General features: G+C 63.0%; 20 protein-coding genes. 18 read left to right on the top strand and 2 right to left on the bottom strand.

Translation table 11 applies throughout. The features are described from left to right. Position 1 precedes the first annotated feature (1 nt). The 3 genes from B5M07_RS11355 to mraY are packed head-to-tail and all read left to right on the top strand — an operon-like array spanning position 2 to position 4036. Positions 2-1483, top strand: a complete 1482-nt coding sequence (locus B5M07_RS11355) for a UDP-N-acetylmuramoyl-L-alanyl-D-glutamate--2,6-diaminopimelate ligase (protein ID WP_120351384.1) — start codon at positions 2-4, stop codon at positions 1481-1483. Next, on the top strand, positions 1480-2913 hold the full coding sequence (locus B5M07_RS11350; RefSeq protein WP_120351383.1) for a UDP-N-acetylmuramoyl-tripeptide--D-alanyl-D-alanine ligase: 1434 nt from the start codon (positions 1480-1482) through the stop codon (positions 2911-2913). Before B5M07_RS11355 ends, B5M07_RS11350 begins: the two co-directional genes overlap by 4 nt. Before the next feature lie 40 nt (positions 2914-2953). Beyond that, positions 2954-4036 (top strand): phospho-N-acetylmuramoyl-pentapeptide-transferase, encoded by a 1083-nt coding sequence (gene mraY, locus B5M07_RS11345; protein WP_120351382.1) that lies wholly within the window; start codon positions 2954-2956, stop codon positions 4034-4036. Positions 4037-4040: 4 nt separating this feature from the next. Here the strand turns inward: mraY and B5M07_RS11340 are convergent, their stop codons facing one another. Continuing rightward, positions 4041-4967, bottom strand: coding sequence for a glutaminase (locus tag B5M07_RS11340; protein WP_120351381.1), 927 nt, complete (start codon positions 4965-4967; stop codon positions 4041-4043). Positions 4968-5041: 74 nt separating this feature from the next. Here B5M07_RS11340 and murD point away from each other — a divergent pair, with 74 nt between their 5' ends. Next, positions 5042-6442: a UDP-N-acetylmuramoyl-L-alanine--D-glutamate ligase gene (gene murD, locus B5M07_RS11335; RefSeq protein WP_120351380.1), complete on the top strand. Its 1401-nt coding sequence runs from the start codon at positions 5042-5044 to the stop codon at positions 6440-6442. 9 nt (positions 6443-6451) lie between these two features. Here murD and B5M07_RS11330 read toward each other — a convergent pair whose 3' ends face one another. Continuing rightward, a complete protein-coding gene (locus tag B5M07_RS11330) occupies positions 6452-7627 on the bottom strand; it encodes an NAD(P)/FAD-dependent oxidoreductase (RefSeq protein WP_120351379.1) in 1176 nt (391 codons plus the stop codon). A 111-nt stretch (positions 7628-7738) separates the two neighbouring features. On the opposite strand from B5M07_RS11330, the gene B5M07_RS11325 reads away from it, so the two are divergent. The 14 genes from B5M07_RS11325 to B5M07_RS11260 all read left to right on the top strand — a co-directional run bounded on the left by B5M07_RS11325 (position 7739) and on the right by B5M07_RS11260 (position 21207). Then, positions 7739-8266 carry a peroxiredoxin-like family protein gene (locus B5M07_RS11325; RefSeq protein ID WP_120351378.1) on the top strand — a complete coding sequence of 176 codons (528 nt, stop codon included), beginning with the start codon at positions 7739-7741 and terminating at the stop codon, positions 8264-8266. Between the two features lie 185 nt (positions 8267-8451). Beyond that, the gene (gene ftsW / locus B5M07_RS11320; RefSeq protein WP_067626783.1) at positions 8452-9618 is read left to right on the top strand and encodes a putative lipid II flippase FtsW; all 1167 of its coding nucleotides are present in this window, start codon (positions 8452-8454) and stop codon (positions 9616-9618) included. After that, the gene (locus B5M07_RS11315; RefSeq protein WP_120351377.1) at positions 9618-10742 is read left to right on the top strand and encodes a UDP-N-acetylglucosamine--N-acetylmuramyl-(pentapeptide) pyrophosphoryl-undecaprenol N-acetylglucosamine transferase; all 1125 of its coding nucleotides are present in this window, start codon (positions 9618-9620) and stop codon (positions 10740-10742) included. Before ftsW ends, B5M07_RS11315 begins: the two co-directional genes overlap by 1 nt. Further along, positions 10739-12157 carry a UDP-N-acetylmuramate--L-alanine ligase gene (murC, locus tag B5M07_RS11310; RefSeq protein WP_120351376.1) on the top strand — a complete coding sequence of 473 codons (1419 nt, stop codon included), beginning with the start codon at positions 10739-10741 and terminating at the stop codon, positions 12155-12157. The genes B5M07_RS11315 and murC overlap by 4 nt, the downstream gene beginning before the upstream one ends. Beyond that, the gene (locus B5M07_RS11305) at positions 12154-12405 is read left to right on the top strand and encodes a DUF2484 family protein (RefSeq protein WP_120351375.1); all 252 of its coding nucleotides are present in this window, start codon (positions 12154-12156) and stop codon (positions 12403-12405) included. Before murC ends, B5M07_RS11305 begins: the two co-directional genes overlap by 4 nt. After that, positions 12402-12668, top strand: coding sequence for a DUF2484 family protein (locus tag B5M07_RS11300; protein WP_120351374.1), 267 nt, complete (start codon positions 12402-12404; stop codon positions 12666-12668). Before B5M07_RS11305 ends, B5M07_RS11300 begins: the two co-directional genes overlap by 4 nt. Beyond that, the gene (locus tag B5M07_RS11295) at positions 12665-12964 is read left to right on the top strand and encodes a hypothetical protein (RefSeq protein WP_120351373.1); all 300 of its coding nucleotides are present in this window, start codon (positions 12665-12667) and stop codon (positions 12962-12964) included. Before B5M07_RS11300 ends, B5M07_RS11295 begins: the two co-directional genes overlap by 4 nt. 39 nt (positions 12965-13003) lie before the next feature. Further along, positions 13004-13951: a UDP-N-acetylmuramate dehydrogenase gene (murB, locus tag B5M07_RS11290; protein WP_441351391.1), complete on the top strand. Its 948-nt coding sequence runs from the start codon at positions 13004-13006 to the stop codon at positions 13949-13951. A gap of 84 nt (positions 13952-14035) precedes the next feature. Next, complete coding sequence (locus B5M07_RS11285) at positions 14036-14959, top strand: D-alanine--D-alanine ligase (RefSeq protein ID WP_120352233.1); 924 nt, start codon at positions 14036-14038, stop codon at positions 14957-14959. After that, on the top strand, positions 14947-15828 hold the full coding sequence (locus B5M07_RS11280; protein WP_120351372.1) for a cell division protein FtsQ/DivIB: 882 nt from the start codon (positions 14947-14949) through the stop codon (positions 15826-15828). The genes B5M07_RS11285 and B5M07_RS11280 overlap by 13 nt, the downstream gene beginning before the upstream one ends. A 30-nt stretch (positions 15829-15858) precedes the next feature. Further along, entirely contained in the window at positions 15859-17193 is a 1335-nt protein-coding gene (gene ftsA / locus B5M07_RS11275) for a cell division protein FtsA (RefSeq protein WP_067626767.1), read from the top strand. Between the two features lie 173 nt (positions 17194-17366). Continuing rightward, a complete protein-coding gene (gene ftsZ, locus B5M07_RS11270) occupies positions 17367-18968 on the top strand; it encodes a cell division protein FtsZ (protein ID WP_120351371.1) in 1602 nt (533 codons plus the stop codon). Positions 18969-19175: 207 nt separating this feature from the next. Continuing rightward, entirely contained in the window at positions 19176-20099 is a 924-nt protein-coding gene (gene lpxC, locus B5M07_RS11265) for a UDP-3-O-acyl-N-acetylglucosamine deacetylase (protein ID WP_120351370.1), read from the top strand. Between the two features lie 241 nt (positions 20100-20340). Beyond that, the gene (locus B5M07_RS11260) at positions 20341-21207 is read left to right on the top strand and encodes an outer membrane protein assembly factor BamD (protein ID WP_120351369.1); all 867 of its coding nucleotides are present in this window, start codon (positions 20341-20343) and stop codon (positions 21205-21207) included. The last annotated feature ends 8 nt before the right edge of the window (positions 21208-21215 follow it).

Raw genomic sequence — 21215 nt, 5'->3', positions numbered from 1 at the left:
TATGACCGACCGGGCCGTACCCCTTTCCTCCCTCGGGCTGACAGCGCGGGCGGGGGCCAACCCCATGATCACCGGGATCGCCGTGGACAGCCGTGAGGTCCGCGAAGGCACGCTCTTCGCCGCCATGCCGGGCAGCCGCATGCATGGGGCAGAGTTCATTCAATACGCCCTGCGGATGGGCGCGGCGGCGGTGCTGACCGACGCGGCAGGGGCGAAACTCGCCGCCGAGGAACTGGCGGGCTCTGACGCGGCGCTGGTGGTCTCCGACTCCCCGCGCGAAGCGCTGGCGCGGACGGCGGCTCTGTGGTTCGGCGGCCAGCCCGCCACGATGATTGCCGTGACCGGCACCAACGGGAAAACCTCGGTCTCGACCTTCGTGCGCCAGATTTGGGTTGAGATGGGATTGCCTGCCGTGAACCTTGGCACCACCGGGGTCGAGGGCGCATGGGCCGCACCGCTGGCGCATACCACGCCCGAGCCGATCACCCTGCACCGCACGCTGGCCGAGGCCGCACAGAACGGCATCACCCATGCGGCGATGGAGGCATCAAGCCACGGGCTTGACCAGCGCCGTTTGGACGGGGTGACGCTCAAGGCGGCGGGGTTCACCAACTTCACCCAAGACCACCTTGATTATCACGAAACATTCGAGGCCTATTTCGCCGCAAAGGCCGCGCTTTTCGCCCGCGTCTTGCCCGAAGACGGCACCGCAGTGGTCAATATTGACGACGAAAAAGGCGTCGACATCGCCGCCATCGCCCGCGCGCGCGGCTGTGAGGTCATCACCGTGGGCCGGGACGGGGGCGATCTGCATTTGCAGGGCCAGCGTTTCGACGCAACCGGGCAAGACTTGCGCTTTAGCTGGCGCGGCAAGACCTATCAAAAGCGGCTTAATCTGATCGGCGGTTTTCAGGGCGATAACGTGTTGCTGGCCGCCGGGCTGGTCATCGCCTGCGGGGCCGACCCGCAAGAGGTTTTTGACACACTGCCGCATCTCACCACCGTGCGGGGCCGGATGCAGCTTGCCGCCACCCGCGACAATGGCGCGGCGGTGTTTGTGGACTACGCCCATACGCCCGATGCCGTGGCCACCGCACTCGCCGCCATGCGCCCGCATGTCATGGGACGGCTCGTTGCCATCGTGGGCGCGGGCGGGGACCGAGACCGGGCCAAGCGCCCCTTGATGGGGCAGGCAGCGGCCGAGAATGCGGATATGGTGATTGTCACCGACGACAACCCGCGCAGCGAAGACCCGGCCAGCATCCGCGCCGCCGTGCTGGGCGGCGCGCCCGACGCGATGGAGGTCGGCGACCGCGCCGAAGCAATCCTGCGTGGCGTCGATGCTTTGGAGCCGGGCGACGCGCTGCTGATCGCGGGCAAGGGCCATGAAACCGGGCAGACCGTTGGCGATGACGTGCTGCCCTTTGACGATGTGGAACAGGCCAGCGTGGCCGTGGCGGCACTGGACGGGAGATTGGCATGAGCCTTTGGACAGCGACAGAAGCGGCGGAAGCGACGGGGGGCCGCGCGCAGGGCGATTGGGCCTGCAACGGTGTGTCGATTGACACGCGGACCTTGCAGCCCGGCGATCTCTTCGTGGCCCTCAAGGCCGCGCGGGACGGGCATGAGTTCGTGGCGCAAGCGCTTGATAATGGCGCGGCAGCGGCTTTGGTGACCCATATTCCCGAAGGCGTGGCGCAAGATGCGCCGCTTTTGATCGTCGATGATGTGCAAACAGCGCTCGAAGCGCTTGGCCGGGCAGGGCGCGCCCGGCTTGGTCCGCAGGCCAAGGTGGCGGCGGTGACCGGCAGCGTTGGCAAAACCTCGACCAAGGAAATGCTGCTGGCGATCTTTGGCGATCAGGGTCGCGCCCATGCCAGCGTCGACAGCTACAACAACCATTGGGGCGTACCGCTGACACTCGCGCGGATGCCACGCGATACCGATTATGCGGTGATTGAGATCGGCATGAACCATCCCGGAGAGATCGCACCGCTCGCCAAACAGGCGCGGCCCGACGGGGCGATGGTGACCAATGTTGCCGCCGTGCACCTCGAAGCCTTTAAGGATGTCGCTGCCATCGCGGTGGAAAAGGCCAGCATATTTGACGGCATGGAGCCGGGCGGCGTGGCGGTGATCAACGCCGACCACGCGCACAGCGATATCGTGCTCGACAAAGCGCTGGAACGCGGGCTGCGCGAGACGACTTTCGGGCGCAAGGGCCACCACTATACGCTGACCGATGTGAAGGTGCAGGGCGATGCCACCGTGGCCCAAGCCGAGGTCGAAGGCGCACCGCTGATCTTCAAGATCGCCACGCCGGGGCGGCATTTTGCCATGAACGCGCTCGGCGCACTGGCGGTGGCAGAGGCGCTCGGCGCGGACCGGGCGCTGGCGATGCAATCATTGGGCCGCTGGTCGCCCTATGCAGGGCGCGGCGTGCGTGAGCAAATCCTGCTCGACCCGGTGGACAACCATCTGACGCTTGAACTGATCGACGATAGCTATAACGCCAACCCGACCTCGATGGCCGCAGCACTTGAAGTGCTGGCGGCCTCGGACGTGACCCATGATATCGGTCGTGTCAGCAAGGGCCGGCGGATCGCCTTTGTCGGTGACATGAAAGAACTTGGCCCCGAGACCGTGGCGCTGCACGCAAGCTTGGCCGATCTGGAGGCCACCCGCGCGCTGGACGTGGTGCATTGTGTTGGCCCGCTGATGAAGGCCTTTTACGATAATCTGCCCGAACACCAGCGCGGCGACTGGACCGAGACCGCCGAAGAGATGTTGCAAGGACTCCGCGCACGTCTCGATTCCGGCGATGTCGTGCTGATCAAAGGGTCGCTTTCGATGAAGCTGGGCAGTATTGTTGACGCCATCCGCAAAATGGGCCATCCGGTTCCGACCGCCTGATCGGCGAATAACCCCAACATGATGAGTTAGGACGCGATATATGCTCTATTGGTTGACGCTGCTGTCGGATGGCGGCGATTTTTTTAACCTGTTTCGCTATATCACTTTCCGCGCGGGCGGGGCGTTTCTAACGGCATTGGTATTTGGCTTTATCTTTGGCAAACCGCTGATCGAAGTGCTGCGCAAACGGCAGGGCAAGGGTCAACCGATCCGCGATGACGGCCCCGAGGGGCACTTCGCCAAGGCGGGCACTCCCACCATGGGCGGGCTGCTGATCGTGGGGGCCTTGTTGACCTCGACCCTGCTTTGGGCGCGGCTCGACAATCCTTTCGTCTGGCTCGTGCTTTTCGTCACGATGAGCTTTGCCGCCATCGGCTATGCCGACGACCACGCCAAGGTCAGCAAGCAAAACACCGATGGGGTACCGGGTAAGGTGCGGCTTTTGCTGGGCTTTCTTATTGCGGGCATCGCCGGCTACTGGGCCGCGCAATACCATCCGACAGAGTTGCAGTACCAACTTGCCCTGCCGGTCTTCAAAGACACGCTGATCAACCTCGGCGTGCTGTTTGTGCCCTTCGCGATCATCGTCATCGTCGGCTCGGCCAATGCGGTGAACCTTACCGACGGGCTGGATGGCTTGGCCATCATGCCGGTGATGATTGCCGCAGGCGCGCTTGGCGTCATTGCCTATGCCGTGGGCCGGGTCGATTTTACCGATTATCTCGATGTGCACTATGTACCGGGCACGGGGGAAATCCTGATCTTCACCGCCGGTCTCTTTGGGGGTGGCCTCGGGTTCCTGTGGTACAACGCGCCGCCCGCCGCCGTCTTCATGGGCGACACCGGCTCCTTGGCACTCGGCGGCGCTTTGGGCGCGATTGCCGTGGCCACGAAACACGAGCTGGTGCTGGCGATTGTCGGCGGGCTTTTCGTGGTCGAGGCGCTTTCGGTCATCGTGCAGGTGCTCTATTTCAAACGCACCGGCAAACGGGTCTTCCTGATGGCACCGATCCACCACCACTATGAGAAAAAGGGCTGGGCCGAGCCGCAGATCGTGATCCGCTTCTGGATCATCTCGCTGATCCTCGCTCTGCTGGGGCTGGCGACGCTCAAGGTGCGCTAAGCGCTTAGAAGATCGACCAATCCATGTGACGCGCCAAAAGGGCCAGTGCTTCGGTGCCCTTTTGGCTGTTGCCATAACGGTTCAACCCCGGTGACCAGACCGCGATGCTGGCCCGCCCCGGGACGATGGCCAGAATGCCGCCGCCCACGCCGGATTTGCCCGGCAGACCCACGCGGTAGGCAAAATCGCCCGACCCATCGTAATGTCCACAGGTCAGCATCAGCGCGTTCAGCCGCCGGATGCGGCTTGGCGCGACCAAGCGCGGCACGTCCGGCGCTTCGATCAGGAAGCGCCCCGCCATTGCAAGCTGCTGTACCGTCATCTCCATCGCGCAGTGGTGGAAATAGGTGCCAAGCGTCCGCTCCGGCGCGTTGATGAGGTTGCCGTAGGATTTTAGAAAATGCGCCAGCGCGAAATTGCGGTGGCCGAAATCGGTCTCTGATGCGGCGACGGTGTCGTTGATGTGGATGTCATCTGTGCCCGCAGCTTCCCGCACGAAGCGCATGATCTCGGCCAGTGCTTCGCGCGGCTCGCGGTTGCCCAGAACCTCGTCAGTGGTAACAATCGCGCCCGCGTTGATGAACGGATTGCGCGGGCGGCCCTGTTCCTGCTCAAGCTGTACGATGGAGTTGAACGCCCGCCCCGAAGGCTCGCGCCCCACACGGTGCCACAGTTGGTCGCCCGACCGGCCAAGGGCGATGGCGAGCGTGAAGACCTTGGTGATCGACTGCACCGAAAAGGGCACCTGCGTATCGCCCGCCACATGGCACTGGCCATCCGCCGTCACCACCGCGATGCCGAACTGTGCCGGGTCCACCGTAGCCAGTTGCGGAATATAGGCCGCCACGTCGCCCCAATGGTCGTCTTCGCGCATCATGTCATTGAGGCGCGGCAACACATCGTTAAGGTCGGGTTTCGCGGGGCTGGACATCTTTGGCGACCTCTGGCTTGTGATGAGCGCATCATGCCCCCATTCTGGGGTCAACGGGTATCAGGGGATTGCAGATGATTCCAGTACAGGGCTTGGAAGGCGCACGCGTGGCGGTGCTGGGATTGGGCCGCTCGGGCCTGAGTGCGGCACGCGCGTTGCAGGCGGGCGGGGCCAAGGTCAGCTGTTGGGACGATGACCCGGCAGCACGCGCACGGGCCGAGCGGGAGGGGTTCGCCTGTGTCGACCTCAACACCCCCGGCGCGCTTGATAAAATCACCCGGCTGATCGTCAGCCCCGGCATTCCGCACCTCTACCCCGCGCCGAACCCGGTGGTCGCCGCTGCCCTCGACGCAGGCGTGCCGGTGGACAATGACATCGGCCTGTTTTTCCAAAGTTTTGCGACACTGGCATGGGATCACTACGATGTCGCACCGCGCGTCGTGGCGGTGACCGGCTCGAACGGCAAATCCACCACTTCGGCGTTGATCCATCATATTCTTGAGCATGTCGGGCGGCCCTGCCAATTGGCGGGAAATATCGGGCGCGGGGTCTTGGACCTCGACCCTGCCGTGGATGGCGAGGTCGTGGTGTTGGAACTCAGCAGCTATCAGACCGAACTTGCCCGCGCGCTAACGCCTGATGTGGCGGTCTTTACCAATCTCAGCCCAGACCATTTGGACCGTCACGCGGGCATGGGCGGCTACTACGCCGCGAAACGTCGGCTGTTCTCCGAAGGCGGGCCAGACCGCGCGGTGATCGGTGTGGACGAGGCCGAGGGCCGTTTCCTCGCCGGGCAAATGAGCGAGGGACCAAGCGATGACCGGGTGATCCGCATCAGTGCGGAGACCAAACTCTCTGGCCCCGGCTGGCAGGTCTTTGCCAAAAAGGGGTTCTTGAGCGAATACCGCCGTGGCAAACAGGTCGGCTCGATCGATCTGCGCAGCATTCAGGGGCTGCCGGGTTCGCATAACCATCAAAACGCCTGTGCGGCCTATGCCGCCTGTCGCGCGCTTGGCCTCGCCCCGCGCGTGATCGAAGCGGCGTTCCACAGTTTCGGCGGCTTGCCCCATCGCAGCCAGACCGTGGCCGAGGCGAATGGCGTGCGCTACGTCAACGACAGCAAAGCCACCAACGTCGACAGCGCAGCCAAGGCGCTGGCCGCTTTCCGCAACATCCGCTGGATCTGCGGCGGGTTGGAGAAAGAGGGCGGGCTGAAAGGGTTGGCAGAGGCCCAAGGCGCGGTACGCAAGGCCTATGTCATTGGCCGCGAGGCCGCGCATTTCGCCATGCAGTTGACGACCGAAGCTGAAGTCTGCGGCACGATGGAGAAAGCCGTGGCGCGGGCTGCGGCAGAGGCGGAGGAAGGCGATGTTGTCCTGCTCGCCCCGGCTGCGGCGAGTTTCGATCAATATGACAATTTCGAACGGCGTGGTGAGGATTTCGTGGCGCAGGTGCAAAAGGCACTCTCGGAGTAATCCGCGCGCCTAGCCGCTAATCGCCCGCGCCGCGGCCATGCCCGAGGACCAGGCCCACTGGAAGTTATACCCGCCGAGCCAGCCGGTCACGTCCACCGCTTCGCCGATGAAATAGAGACCGGGCACGTCCTTCGCCGCCATGGTTTTGGACGAGAGCGCATCGGTATCCACACCGCCCAAAGTGACCTCAGCCGTGCGATAGCCTTCGGTGCCGCCGGGGTGCAATTGCCAGTTCTGCAACGCCTCCACAAAGGCGATGAGCCGCGCGTCGGACCAATCCGCCAAGTTGCCTGAGAGGTCAAACTCTTGGCCTAAATAGTCCACCAACCGCGAGGGCAGGTGCTGCGCGAGGATGGTGGTAAAGTTCCGCCGCCCCGCAAGCTGCCTTTGATCGCGCAGGGCGTCCAACAGAGTGCCCTCGGGGGCAAGGTTCACCGTGATCGGCGCGCCCTCTTGCCAGTAAGACGACGCCTGCAAAACCGCGGGGCCAGAGAGGCCACGGTGGGTGAAGAGCAGCGCCTCGTCAAAGCCAGTGGCCCCGGCAGTGATGCGCGCAGGGGTCGCCACACCGGCCAGCGGCGCAAAGCGGCCTTCGGCAAAGGTGAAAGGCACCAGACCGGCGCGCGTATCGGTCACCTTCAGGCCGAACTGGCGCGCGATGTCATAGGCGATGCCGGTCGCGCCCATCTTGGGGATCGACTTGCCGCCGGTGGCGATTACAAGGCTGCGCGCGGTAACTTTCACTGTCTTATCAGGTGTTTGCAAATCAAAGGTGAAGTGGCCATCGACCTTCTCAAAATTGCTGGCGCTGCTTTGCAATTGCAGATCGACCCCGGCCTTTTGCATCAACCCGCGCAGCATGGCGATGATCTCTTTCGCGCTGGTATCGCAGAAGAGTTGGCCCAGCGTTTTCTCATGCCACGCGATGCCGTGGCGATCGACCAGTTCGATGAAATCCCACTGGGTATAGCGCGCCAGTGCGGATTTGGCGAAATGCGGGTTCTGGCTGAGAAACGCCTGCGGCTCGCAATACATATTGGTGAAATTGCACCGCCCGCCGCCCGAGATGCGAATTTTCTCGCCCGGCGCTTTGGCATGGTCCACCACCAACACGCGCCCGCCCGTGTGGGCCGCGCACATCATGCCAGCGGCTCCGGCTCCAATGATGGCTGTATCAACTTGCATGGGCGCGCTCTGCCCGAATGCGAAGGCCCGGTCAAGAAGACGTGAGAGTGGTTGTCCGTTCACGCTGACGGCATAGCTGGAGGCAAGACGCAATTTGAACAGGAGCAGAGAATGACCAAATTGACCGCAGAACAGGATTTCCCGAAGATCGATGTGGCCAAACTCGGCGGCGGCACGCTGACCTTGGGCCAACCGCAAGAGGGGCGCGACTGGCAGTTGGTGGTGGTCTACCGCGGGCTGCACTGCCCGATCTGCAAAAAGTACCTCGCCCAGTTGGAAAAGCTGCAAAGCCAGTTTCATGAGATCGGTGTGGATGTGATCGCCGTTTCGGGCGACCCCGAGGAAAAGGCCAAATCCATGGCCGAAGAAGACAGCCTGACCCTGCCCATCGGCTATGATCTGAGCCTCGAACAGATGGCCGACCTTGGCCTCTACATCTCTGACCCGCGCAGCCCGCAGGAGACCGACCGGCCCTTCGCCGAACCAGCCACCTTTGTCATCAACGACGAAGGCAAGCTGCAGATCGTCGACATCTCTAACGCGCCCTTCGCGCGGCCCGAGTTGGAGGGGCTGTTGAACGGCCTCAAGTTCGTTCGCGACAAAGGCTACCCGGTGCGCGGCACCCACAAGGCCGCCTGATAGGGCGACCACAGGCGACGACCTGAAAGGGCGGCCAGACTGCCCGGCGGCGGGGCCTTGCACGGCCCCGCCTGCCTTTGCGGGGTGAAATGCACTAGCTTCATTTAACAATTCGGGCTATTCTTCCCGGATGAGACCCCGCAAAGGGGCCGTTGAGGCAGTTAAGGCAGTTAAGGCAGATACCCATGACAGAGATGGTCTATGGCGCGGTCCCGGTACGGGATGGTGAACCGATCCTTCCAAAATGGTGGCGTACGGTCGACCGCTGGGCTTTGTCCTGCGTGTTGATCCTGTTTGCTGTCGGCATGCTTTTGGGGCTCGCCGCCTCACCGCCCTTGGCGGCGAAAAATGGCTTTGATGCCTTTCACTATGTGCAGCGGCAGGCGTTCTTTGGCGGATTGGCGCTGGTGGCGATGCTGCTGACCTCAATGATGTCGCCGACGCTGGTGCGGCGCTTGGCGGTGCTGGGGTTTGTTCTTTCATTCGTGGCGCTGGCGCTGCTGCCCTTTTTCGGCACCGACTTTGGCAAGGGGGCGACTCGCTGGTATTCGCTGGGGTTCGCCTCGTTCCAGCCGTCTGAATTTCTGAAACCCGGTTTCATGGTGGCCGCCGCATGGATGATGGCCGCCGCCACCGAGATCAACGGCCCTCCGGGTAAGTCTTGGTCTTTTGCGCTGTGTATCTCCATCGTGCTCATGCTGGCGATGCAGCCCGACTTTGGGCAGGCCTGTCTTGTGCTCTTTGGCTGGGGCGTGATGTATTTCGTGGCCGGCGCGCCTATGGTGCTGCTGGTCGGCATGGCGGGGCTCGTCGTTCTGGCGGGCACCTTTGCCTACTCCAACTCCGAACACTTCGCGCGGCGTATCGACGGCTTTCTCAGCGTTGATGTCGATCCGACAACCCAGCTTGGCTATGCAACCAACGCCATCCGCGAGGGCGGGCTTTTTGGCGTGGGCGTTGGCGAGGGCGAGGTGAAATGGTCGCTGCCCGATGCGCATACCGACTTTATCATTGCTGTCGCCGCCGAAGAATATGGCCTTATCATGGTCGTCTGCATTATCGCCCTATATACTGTTGTGGTCGTCCGTTCGCTGCTGCGGTTGGTGCGCGAGCGTGACCCCTTCATCCGGCTGGCCGGAACCGGGCTGGCCTGCACATTCGGAGTACAGGCGATGATCAACATGGGTGTGGCAGTGCGGCTTTTGCCCGCCAAGGGCATGACCTTGCCCTTCGTGAGCTATGGTGGCTCTTCGGTGATCGCCAGCGGCATTGCCGTGGGCATGCTCCTCGCCTTTACCCGCTCGCGCCCACAGGGTGAGATCAGCGACATTCTGGGCCGGGGCCGCCGCTGATGGCCGCGCCATTGCTGATCATCGCCGCCGGGGGGACCGGTGGGCATATGTTTCCCGCGCAGGCTTTGGCCGAGGTAATGCTGAAACGCGGCTGGCGGGTGAAGCTCAGCACCGATGCTCGCGGCGCGCGCTATACCGGCGGCTTTCCCGAAGCGGTTGAGATCAGCCAGATCAGCAGCGCCACTTTCGCCCGGGGCGGCGTGGTGGCCAAGGCGCTGGTGCCGTTCCGCATCGCGGCTGGTGTGGTCCGCTCGGGGTTGAATATGCTGCGCGACCGGCCTTCGGTCGTGGTGGGCTTTGGTGGCTATCCGTCGATCCCCGCGCTTGGCGCTGCATGGGCGCTGCGGATGCCGCGAATGATCCATGAGCAAAATGGCATTCTGGGCCGGGTGAACGAAATCTTTGCCAAGCGGGTGCACGCCGTGGCCTGCGGCATCTGGCCCACGAAATTGCCCGAGGGCGTGCAGGGCTGGCATGTGGGCAATCCCGTGCGTGCGGCTGTGCTTGACCGCGCAGGGGCCGCCTATATCCCGCCGGGGGATTATCCGATGGAAGTTTTGGTGATGGGCGGCAGCCAAGGCGCGCGCATCCTGTCCGACGTGGTGCCGCCCGCGCTGGCCGCGCTGCCGATGAACATGATCCGCAACATCCGCGTCAGCCATCAGGCCCGCGACGAAGACGGCCAGCGGGTGGCAGACTACTATGCCGAGTCTGGCATCAGCGCCGATGTGCGCCCCTTCTTTGACGATGTGCCCCGCCGCATGTCCGAAGCGCAACTGGTGATCAGCCGCTCGGGTGCCTCCAGCGTGGCAGATCTGTCGGTGATCGGGCGTCCGTCGATCCTGATCCCCTTTGCCGCTGCGGCAGGTGACCACCAAAGCGCCAATGCCCGCGGTCTGGTTGATGCCGGGGCCGCGATCATGGTGCCCGAACGCAAGGCAAACCCCGAAATCATGACCGACCAAATCCTCGCGGTGCTCGAGATGCCCGATGGGGCGTTGCAGATGGCGCGGGCCGCGCTGTCGGTCGGCAAACCCGACGCGGCCGAGACATTGGCAGATATGGTCGAACAGCTTGCCGCCCAAGGCACGCTGGCCCCCGCAGAAGAGGAAAACCCCCAATGAACGCCGCCGCCACCAAACTGCCGACCGATGTCGGCCCGATCCATTTCGTCGGCATCGGCGGCATCGGCATGTCGGGCATCGCCGAAGTTCTGCTGAACCACGGCTACAAGGTGCAGGGATCGGACCTGAAGACCACTAAGATCACCGTGCGGCTGGCCGAGCTAGGCGGGCGCATCTTCGAGGGGCAAGCGGCTGAGAATGTCGAAGGGGCGGCAGTGGTCGTGATCTCTTCGGCGATCAAACCGGGCAATGCAGAATTGGACGAGGCCCGCCGCCGTGGCCTGCCTGTCGTGCGCCGGGCCGAGATGCTGGCCGAGCTTATGCGGCTTAAGTCCAACATCGCCGTGGCGGGAACGCATGGCAAAACGACGACCACCACGCTGGTGGCCGAACTGCTGGTTGCGGGGGGCATTGACCCCACTGTGGTAAACGGCGGCATCATCCACGCCTATGGCTCCAACGCGCGGATGGGGCAGGGCGAATGGATGGTGGTCGAGGCGGATGAGAGCGACGGCACCTTCAACCGGCTGCCCGCAACCATCGCCATCGTCACCAACATCGACCCCGAGCATATGGAGCATTGGGGCGACTTCGACACGCTGCGGCAGGGGTTTTTGAACTTCGTCTCCAACATCCCCTTCTATGGGCTGGCGGTCTGTTGCACCGATCACCCTGAAGTGCAGTCGCTGGTGGGCAAGCTGACCGACCGCCGCGTCATGACCTATGGGTTCAACGCGCAGGCCGATGTGCGCGCGGTGGGGCTGCATTACAAAGACGGCGTGGCGCATTTCGATGTGCATCTACAATCCGAAGGCATGGTCATCGAAGACTGCGCCCTGCCAATGCCGGGCGATCACAACGTCTCGAACGCGCTGGCGGCGGTGACTGTGGCGCGGCACCTTGGGATGAAGCTGGAAGAGATCCGCGCAGCTTTGGGCAGCTTTGGCGGGGTGAACCGCCGCTTTACCCGCGTGGGCGAAGTGGACGGGGTCACCATCATCGACGACTATGGCCACCACCCGGTTGAGATTACCGCCGTCCTCAAAGCCGCGCGGCAGGCCAGCGAGGGCCGCGTGATCGCCGTGCACCAGCCGCACCGTTACTCCCGCCTGTCGCATCACTTCGACGAATTCTGCGCCTGTTTCAACGATGCCGATGTGGTGGGCATCGCCGATGTCTATGCCGCGGGCGAAGAGCCGATCCCCGGTGCCGACCGCGACGGGCTGGTCGCCGGGCTGATCCAGCACGGGCATCGCCACGCCTATGCGGTCGAGGATGCCGAGGCGCTGACGCAATTGGTCCGGCGCGAGGCGCGACCGGGCGATATGGTAGTCTGCCTTGGGGCGGGTACGATCAGCGGCTGGGCCAATGACCTGCCCGAAGCGCTGCGCGCGGCCAAGGAGGCCGCCGCGTGACCCTCGTGTGGCTGTCGATCCTTTGGGTCTTCGCCGCCGTGACAGTGGCCATGCTGCCGCTGCGCTCTCAATACCTGCCGGGGGTGATCTTGCTGATCGCCGCACCGGTGCTGATCGTCGCCATCGGTGTGACGCATTCATGGGCCTTTGCGCTCTTGGCCCTGCTGGCTTTCCTGTCGATGTTCCGCAATCCGCTGCGTTATCTCTGGGCGCGGCTGCGGGGCCAAAAACCGGAGCTGCCGAAATGAGCCTGTCTCTCATCCTCGCCTGTTTCTGGTTTGTGATCGCCAATATCCTCGCCATGACCCCCAGCAAAGATTTCCACTGGCGCAGCGCCTATCTGCTGATCGCCGTGGGCATCCCCATCGTTGGTTTCGTCACCGCGCAGCACGGCCCATGGCTGGGCATGCTGGTGTTGGCGGGGGGCTGTTCGGTGCTGCGCTGGCCGGTGGTCTATTTCGTCCGTTGGCTGCGCCGAGGGGCAGGGCGGATCAAGGGCCCGGCGGAATGACCCTGACACCGACCCTTGCCGCGCTGCTGACCGTCTTTGCAATCTGGATGATCGCCTGTATCTGGACCGGCTTTCGTGCGCGTGTGCTGTGGTTCTTCATCGTGCTGGCGACTGGTCTTGCGCTCAATGCCACATGGATGGTGTTCTGGCTGGATGCACGGGTGTTTGAACCCCATGCGCTGTTGGCGCAGCTTTCGGTGCTGTTCTATGCGGTGGGCGGTTTCGGTCTGGGCTGGCTGGCCGGGCGGGTGGCGAAACGCTGGCGTGAGAGCCGCGTCGATCCGCCGTCTTCTTGATGGTTTGCCCCGCCTGTTAAATGCGCTAAGTCCGGCGCCATGATGACGCTGAATATCCCCGACCTGCGCGGCAGGCTGACCCCAAATCGCGCCTTGAGCGACCTGACATGGCTCCGCGTTGGCGGCCCTGCGGATTATCTGTTCCAACCCGCCGATGTGGAGGACCTGTGCCTTTTCATGCGCCGCTTGCCGCAGGGCATCACGGTTTTCCCCATGGGCGTGGGCAGCAACCTGATCGTGCGCGACGGAGGCTTGCGGGCGGTGGTGATCCGGCTGGGTCGTGGTTTCAACGGGATTGAGATCGACGGGGATCAGGTGACTGCGGGCGCGGCGGCGCTGGATGCTCATGTGGCGCGCAAGGCAGCGGATGCGGGGCTGGATCTGACCTTTCTGCGCACCATTCCCGGCAGCATCGGCGGGGCTTTGCGCATGAACGCGGGCTGTTATGGCAGCTACACGGCGGATCATTTCGTCTCGGCCAAGGCCGTGACCCGCGCGGGCGAGGTGGTGACCCTGACCGCCGATGATCTCAACTTCCGCTACCGGCAGAGCGATCTGTCGCCCGGTGCGGTGCTGATCGGGGCAACCTTTGCGCCGCCCAAAGGCGCGGCTGAGGAGCTTCATGCCCGGATGGAACAGCAGCTAGCCAAACGCGACGAGAGCCAGCCCACTAAGGACTGCAGCGCCGGGTCGACCTTTCGCAATCCGGCGGGGTTTTCCTCAACCGGGAAGGCGGACGATGTGCACGACCTGAAGGCGTGGAAGGTGATCGACGACGCCGGGATGCGTGGGGCCACCGTGGGGGGCGCACAGATGAGCCCGAAACACTCCAATTTCCTCATCAACACCGGCGGTGCGACGGCCCATGATCTAGAGTCATTGGGCGAAGAGGTGCGAAAAAAGGTTTACGCTTCAAGCGGTATAAGGCTAGAATGGGAAATTAAGCGCGTCGGTGAAAAATTGGGTGATCCGGTGTCGCAAAGCTAAGCCGTCGGGCATCAGCTAAGTCACGGCAAAGCAAAGAAAACAATGATAGGGGCCGCAAACGGTCCGAGGCGAAGAGGCACTTTGGTGGGTAAGTCGAGCGGACAAACCCCGACAGTGGCGGTATTGATGGGTGGCCCCTCGGCCGAGCGTGAGGTGTCCCTGTCCAGTGGGCGTGCATGCGCCGCTGCCTTGCGGGAACATGGCGGATATAACGTGATCGAGGTCGAAGCCGACCACGATCTTGCAGCTGTCCTGACTGATCTTCAGCCCCATGCCGTATTGAATTGCCTGCATGGCCGTTGGGGCGAAGATGGCTGTGTGCAGGGTCTGCTTGAGTGGCTCAAACTGCCTTATACGCATTCCGGCGTGCTCGCCTCGGCCCTCGCGATGGACAAGCAGCGCTCCAAGGATGTGTTCCGCCATGCGGGGCTGCCGGTCGTCGAAAGCGTTATCGCCCCCAAGGCCGATGTGATGGCAGCCCATGTGATGGCGCCGCCCTATGTGGTCAAACCCAACAACGAAGGCTCCTCGGTTGGGGTCTACCTCGTGGCCGAGGAAAATAACGGCCCGCCGCAGCTGTCCGAAGACATGCCCGCCGAGGTGATGGTCGAGACCTTTGCCCCGGGGCGTGAGCTGACCACCACCGTGATGGGCGACCGGGCGTTGGCCGTGACGGATATCATCACCACCGGCTGGTATGATTACGACGCGAAATACAAGCCCGGCGGCTCGCGCCACGTGGTGCCCGCCGATCTGCCGCAAGAGATTACCGATCTGTGTTTCGACTATGCCCGCCGCGCCCATGTGGCGCTTGGCTGCAAAGGCATCAGCCGCACCGATTTCCGCTGGGACGAGGCGCGGGGGCCTGCGGGGCTGATCCTGCTTGAGACCAACACCCAGCCCGGCATGACCGCCACCTCGCTGACGCCCGAACAGGCCGCGGCCTGCGGCATCTCGTTCCCTGAGCTTTGCGCTTGGATGGTGGAGGATGCCTCATGCGATCGCTGATCCGCCGCCGCCCGGAGGCTGGCAAAGCCGATCCCGCCCCCTCGCGGTGGTCGTGGCGCATGCAGCGGCTGATGCTGACGCCCGGCTTTCGCTTTGCCCTGCGCGTCGGGTTGCCTTTTACGTTAAGCCTGCTGGCAGGCACGATCTATATGGCCGACGAAGAGCGCCGCGGCACCGTGGTGCAGGCAATCGCCGATGTCCGCGCCAGCATTGAAGAGCGGCCGGAGTTCATGGTCAAGCTCATGGCCATCGACGGCGCAAGCGACCTGCTGTCGTCTGAAATTCGCACCGCGCTGCCGCTGGAATTCCCGCTGTCCTCCTTCGACCTCGACCTGCCGCAGATCCGCGAAAAGATCACCGATATCGATGGGGTCAGACAGGCCAATGTCCGCATCCGCCCTGGTGGCGTGCTGCAAATCGACGTCACCCCGCGCGTGCCTGTGGCCGTCTGGCGCAGTGAGACCGGGCTGGCGCTGGTGGACAACACTGGCGCGCATGTGGCACGGATCGGGGCACGGCGCGATCATGCGGATTTGCCCCTGATCGCCGGGGCAGGGGCCGCCAATGCGGTGCCAGAAGCGCTCAAACTGATTGGGGCCGCCAATGTTTTGGGTGACCGGCTGCGCGGCTTGGTCCGTGTCGGTGGGCGCCGCTGGGACGTGGTGTTGGACCGCAATCAGACGATCATGTTGCCTGAAGAAAACGCGCTGCAAGCGCTGGAACGGGTGATCGCGCTGGAAGGCGCACAAGAAGTCCTCACGCGGGATGTGGCGCGTGTGGATATGCGGTTGGCGGCAAGACCAACCCTCAGAATGAACGAAGATGCCACCCGCGAATGGTGGCACATCAGGCAGCTTTCCGGCCAGTAAGATGGCCATTGGAATCGGGACAGTAACGAAATGATGGACCTATACGACAGTCAGCGTTCGATGCGGCACATGCGCAAATTGGCGATCCAGCGCGGGGTGGTGGCCATTTTGGACGTGGGCAGTTCCAAGATCGCCTGTCTGGTGCTGCGTTTTGACGGCATTACCCATGACGGAGAGAATGGCGACATCGGCTCGCTGGCCGGGCAGTCGGGGTTCCGGGTCATCGGGGCGGCGACCACCCGCTCGCGCGGTGTGCGCTTTGGTGAGATTTGCGCCATGGGCGAGACCGAGCGCGCGATCCGCACCGCACTTCAGGCCGCGCAGAAGATGGCTGGCATCCGGGTTGACCACGTTATCGCCTGTTTCTCGGGCGGGGAGCCGCGCAGCTATGGCCTCGACGCTTCGGTGGAGCTGGAGGGGCAGTCGGTCTCGGAGCAAGACGTGGCGCGCGTGCTGGCGGGCTGTGACGTGCCGGAATACGGCGAGGGCCGCGAAGTGCTGCACGCCCAGCCGGTGAACTTTGCGCTGGATCACCGCAGCGGTCTGGCCGATCCGCGCGGGCAGTTGGGCAACAGCCTGTCGGTGGATATGCACATGCTCACCGTCGATGCCGATACGGTCCAACACCTCGCGCATTGCATCAAACGCTGTGATCTGGAACTGGCCGGGATCGCGTCGTCCTCCTATGCCTCGGGCATCTCGGCGCTGGTTGAGGACGAACAGGAACTCGGCGCGGCCTGTATCGACTTTGGCGGTGGTACCACTGGCGTGTCGATCTTCATCAAGAAACACATGATCTATGCCGATACCGTGCGTATGGGCGGAGATCACGTCACCTCGGACATCTCCATGGGCCTACAAGTGCCGATGGCCAACGCCGAGCGGATCAAGACCTTCTACGGCGGCGTGCATGCTACCGGCATGGACGACCGCGACATGATCGAGATCGGTGGCGAGACGGGCGATTATGAGCACGACCGCCGCACCGCGAGCCGGGCCGAATTGATCGGCATCATGCGTCCGCGCGTCGAAGAGATCCTCGAAGAGGTCCGCGTTCGGCTGGATGCTGCCGGTTTTGACCACCTGCCAAGCCAACAGATTGTACTTACTGGCGCAGGCAGCCAGATACCGGGGCTTGATGGGCTGGCCAGCAAGATACTCGGCCAGCAGGTCCGTCTGGGCCGTCCGCTGCGCGTGCATGGGCTGCCGCAGGCCGCAACAGGGCCGGGCTTTGCCAGCTCGGTGGGCCTCGCGCTCTTTGCGGCGCATCCGCAAGACGAATGGTGGGATTTCGACATCCCCGCCGACCGCTATCCGTCCCGCTCTCTCAAACGCGCCGTCAAATGGTTTAGAGACAACTGGTGACCGCAATATCGGGTGAGACACCCGAGATAAGGCGGAAACTGGCAAGTTTCTGCCCATATTTAGCGTCAAATCGATGTTTTTTAGGTGACGATCCGGCCCTAGCCCGGTAGGGTCGGGCAAATTTGGTCGAAAAACTCCCGCAGAACGCGGATAACTGGACAGGCGGACAGCACATGACACTCAACCTTTCAATGCCAGGACAAGATGATCTGAAACCCCGTATCACCGTCTTTGGTGTTGGTGGGGCAGGCGGCAACGCGGTCAACAACATGATCGAGAAGCAGCTTGATGGTGTTGATTTCGTCGTGGCGAACACCGACGCTCAGGCGCTGCAGCAGGCACAGGCCGAAAACCGCGTCCAGCTGGGCATCAAGGTTACCGAAGGTCTGGGCGCGGGCGCCCGTGCCAGCGTTGGCGCCGCCGCTGCCGAAGAAAGCATTGAGCAGATCGTCGACCACCTTGCTGGCGCGCATATGTGTTTCATCACCGCAGGCATGGGCGGCGGCACCGGTACGGGTGCGGCACCGATCATCGCGCAGGCCGCGCGTGAGCTGGGCGTGCTGACCGTTGGCGTCGTGACCAAGCCCTTCCAGTTTGAGGGTGCCAAGCGCATGCGTCAGGCCGAAGACGGCGTTGAGACGCTGCAAAAGGTCGTCGACACGCTGATCATCATTCCCAACCAGAACCTGTTCCGTCTGGCCAACGAAAAAACCACCTTCACCGAAGCCTTCTCGCTTGCCGATGACGTGCTGTACCAAGGTGTCAAGGGCGTGACTGACCTGATGGTTCGTCCGGGCTTGATCAACCTCGACTTTGCCGACGTGCGCGCCGTGATGGACGAGATGGGCAAAGCGATGATGGGCACAGGCGAGGCCGAGGGCGAAGATCGCGCCATCCAAGCCGCCGAGAAAGCCATCGCCAACCCGCTGCTGGACGAAATCAGCTTGCGCGGTGCCAAGGGCGTTCTCATCAACATCACCGGCGGTCACGACCTCACGCTGTTCGAACTCGACGAAGCGGCGAACCGCATCCGCGAAGAAGTTGACCCCGAAGCAAACATCATCGTCGGCTCCACGCTGGACGAAAGCCTTGGTGGCCTGATGCGCGTCAGCGTTGTCGCCACCGGCATCGACGCCACCGATGTGAACACCGAAATGCCGGTCCCGCGCCGCTCCATGAGCCAGCCGCTGCGCCAGAACGTGTCGGTTGACGATGTCGCCCCGGTCTCTGCCGCGCAAGCGCCTGCCGCTGCGCCGGTTGCTGCCGAAATGAAGCAGGAAGTTGAGCAAGCCGCCCTGTTCCAAGACCTTCAGCCGGTCCAGGATCAGTATGAAGAAGAGAACGTTGTCGAAGATGACGACGGTCTGCCCGCTCCGGCCTATCAGCCCGAGGTGGCCGCATTCGAGCCGCGTCAGGAAGAAGCCATTGAGGCCGAGCCCGAAGCCTTCGTTGCACCGCGCGCCCCGACACCCGGCACGCCGTCCCCCGAAGCACTGGCCCGCCTGCGCGCCGCCGCCCAAAAAGCAGCGCCCGAACAGCACCGTCAGGCCCAGCAGCAGCAGGGTGAGCAGGGCGACAAAGGTCGCTTTGGCATCAACTCTCTAATCAACCGGATGACCGGCCACGCCGAAGGCGAAGCACAGGCCCGCCCTGCGCGCCAGCAACCTCCGGTTCAGACTCGCGCTTCTGCAGCTGCTCCGCAGCCGCAAGAAAACAACGATCCCGATCAAGAGCGCATTGAAATCCCCGCGTTCCTGCGCCGTCAGGCCAACTGATCCGATCACGATAGATGACGAAAGGGTCGCCTTAGGGCGGCCCTTTTTCGTTTTATAACAAGGTTTTGTAATAAGGTCGGCACGCTAGCGCCCAAATGTTACGGGCATGTTTCAGACCGTTGCAAAGATTGAGTTGAGCAAAACGAACCAGCGCCTTAATTCAGAGTTCAACACACAAGAAGATGTTCGAAGCTTGAGGATGACCCGGTGCAGACAACGATCAAATCAGCAGTAAGTTTTTCTGGCACAGGCCTGCACTCCGGTCAGCCTGCGACGGTGACTCTGCGCCCGGCCTCCGCCCACCATGGCATCTGGTTCTCGCGCAGCGATGTGGCCGTGGGCGACCGACTGGTCCCCGCCCGCTGGGACGCGGTGAACCGCTCGCCGCTCTGCACCAAGTTGGAAAACCCCACTGGCCTGTCGATCTCTACCGTTGAGCATCTGATGGCGGCCATTTCTGGCTGTGGCATCCATAACCTTTTGATTGAGATCGACGGCCCCGAAGTGCCGATCCTCGATGGCTCCTCCCTGCCTTTCGTGCGCGGCATCATGCAGCGCGGCTTGCGTCAGCTTGCGGCCCCTGTGATGGCGTTTGAAGTGCTCAAAACCGTGAGCGTGCAAGACGGTGATGCGACGGCTACGATCTCTCCGGCGGACACGCTGCAGATCGACTTTGAGATTGATTTTGCCGATGCGGCCATCGGTCAACAGCACAAGTCGCTGATCATGAACAACGGCTCTTTTGCACGCGAACTTTGCGACAGCCGCACCTTCTGCCGTCAGGCCGATGTCGAAACGATGCAGGCCAATGGTCTGGCGCTCGGCGGTGAAGCGGGCGAGAACGCGGTGGTTTTCGACGGCGATGCGGTCGTCAGCCCCGGTGGTCTGCGCCACGCGGATGAGCCTGTGCGCCACAAGATGCTTGATGCGCTTGGCGATCTGGCGCTGGCAGGCGCGCCGCTTTTGGGCCACTACGAGGGCAAACGTGCGGGCCATTCGCTGACCAACACACTGCTGCGCGCGCTCTTTGCCACACCGGATGCCGTGCGTCTGGTGGCCTGTGACGCGGCGCAAACCGCACGGTTGCCGGGCTCCGGGTTGATCTGGGGCGAAATCCCGCAGGTTGCTTGATCTGGCAGCAGGTCAGAAACACCGTAAACCGCAGGGCGCTTAGGCGGCGAAGTGCCATTGAACGCCCTGCCAATGCCTTGTATTCACTAAGCCGAAGTGACATGCCTGACCCAGCGATGCGCCACCGCGTACCCGGCTGCGGGCGGGGGTGGAATGGGCGTTTTGCAACGCAGATTATTGTGCTAGTCACATGCGCAAGAGGGTCAAAGACCATGGGTTGGACGATGCAAGGGGTGCGGGCATGACGGTAGCAGGATCGCGCAAGCGGACGATCAGTGCGGTGCTTCTGGTCGCGACATTGGCAGCCTGCGGCGGTGGTGACGGACGATCGGACGGCAGCTTTTTCAACCCGCAGGAAATCCCGCTTGAGACCTATTCAGCCGAGCAAATCTTTGAGCGCGGCGAATATGAGCTGACCAACAACAATCCGGGTGAGGCGGCGTTTTATTTCGCCGAGATCGAGCGCCTTTATCCCTATTCCGAATGGGCCAAACGCGCCCTGATCATGCAGGCTTTCGCCTATCACAAGGATCAGGACTACCCCAACAGCCGCTCCGCCGCGCAGCGGTTCATTGATTTCTATCCGGCCGAAGATGATGCCGCCTATGCGCAGTATCTCTTGGCGCTGAGCTATTATGACCAGATCGATGAAGTGGGCCGCGATCAAGGACTGACCTTCCAAGCGCTGCAATCCCTGCGCGCCGTGATCGAAGGCTACCCCGACAGCGAATATGCCCGCTCTGCGATCCTGAAATTCGACCTCGCCTTTGACCATCTGGCGGGCAAGGAAATGGAGATTGGACGCTACTATCTGCGCCGCGATCACCATACTGCTGCGATCAATCGCTTCCGCGTGGTGGTCGAGGATTTCCAGACCACGACCCATACCGCCGAAGCCCTCCACCGTTTGGTCGAAGCCTATCTGTCGCTGGGTCTGAACCATGAGGCGCAGACGGCGGGGGCCATCCTTGGCCACAACTACCGTGGCTCTGAGTGGTATGAGGACAGCTACAAACTGCTGACCGGGCGTGGCCTTGCGCCGGCCTTCTACAAGGACAACTGGCTGGGTGCAGCCTATCGCCAGACCATCAAGGGCGAGTGGCTTTAAGGGGGGTG

This window comes from Sulfitobacter sp. D7, assembly GCF_003611275.1.
In the GTDB taxonomy this organism is placed as follows: domain Bacteria; phylum Pseudomonadota; class Alphaproteobacteria; order Rhodobacterales; family Rhodobacteraceae; genus Sulfitobacter; species Sulfitobacter profundi.
This window is presented reverse-complemented; position numbering and strand designations above follow the sequence as displayed.

Coding starts and splice junctions, on each gene's coding strand:
- B5M07_RS11355 (WP_120351384.1), top strand. CDS start 2: ATGACCGACCGGGCCGTACCCCTTTCCTCCCTCGGGCTGACAGCGCGG.
- B5M07_RS11350 (WP_120351383.1), top strand. CDS start 1,480: ATGAGCCTTTGGACAGCGACAGAAGCGGCGGAAGCGACGGGGGGCCGC.
- mraY (WP_120351382.1), top strand. CDS start 2,954: ATGCTCTATTGGTTGACGCTGCTGTCGGATGGCGGCGATTTTTTTAAC.
- B5M07_RS11340 (WP_120351381.1), bottom strand. CDS start 4,967: ATGTCCAGCCCCGCGAAACCCGACCTTAACGATGTGTTGCCGCGCCTC.
- murD (WP_120351380.1), top strand. CDS start 5,042: ATGATTCCAGTACAGGGCTTGGAAGGCGCACGCGTGGCGGTGCTGGGA.
- B5M07_RS11330 (WP_120351379.1), bottom strand. CDS start 7,627: ATGCAAGTTGATACAGCCATCATTGGAGCCGGAGCCGCTGGCATGATG.
- B5M07_RS11325 (WP_120351378.1), top strand. CDS start 7,739: ATGACCAAATTGACCGCAGAACAGGATTTCCCGAAGATCGATGTGGCC.
- ftsW (WP_067626783.1), top strand. CDS start 8,452: ATGACAGAGATGGTCTATGGCGCGGTCCCGGTACGGGATGGTGAACCG.
- B5M07_RS11315 (WP_120351377.1), top strand. CDS start 9,618: ATGGCCGCGCCATTGCTGATCATCGCCGCCGGGGGGACCGGTGGGCAT.
- murC (WP_120351376.1), top strand. CDS start 10,739: ATGAACGCCGCCGCCACCAAACTGCCGACCGATGTCGGCCCGATCCAT.
- B5M07_RS11300 (WP_120351374.1), top strand. CDS start 12,402: ATGAGCCTGTCTCTCATCCTCGCCTGTTTCTGGTTTGTGATCGCCAAT.
- B5M07_RS11295 (WP_120351373.1), top strand. CDS start 12,665: ATGACCCTGACACCGACCCTTGCCGCGCTGCTGACCGTCTTTGCAATC.
- murB (WP_441351391.1), top strand. CDS start 13,004: ATGATGACGCTGAATATCCCCGACCTGCGCGGCAGGCTGACCCCAAAT.
- B5M07_RS11280 (WP_120351372.1), top strand. CDS start 14,947: ATGCGATCGCTGATCCGCCGCCGCCCGGAGGCTGGCAAAGCCGATCCC.
- ftsA (WP_067626767.1), top strand. CDS start 15,859: ATGATGGACCTATACGACAGTCAGCGTTCGATGCGGCACATGCGCAAA.
- ftsZ (WP_120351371.1), top strand. CDS start 17,367: ATGACACTCAACCTTTCAATGCCAGGACAAGATGATCTGAAACCCCGT.
- B5M07_RS11260 (WP_120351369.1), top strand. CDS start 20,341: ATGACGGTAGCAGGATCGCGCAAGCGGACGATCAGTGCGGTGCTTCTG.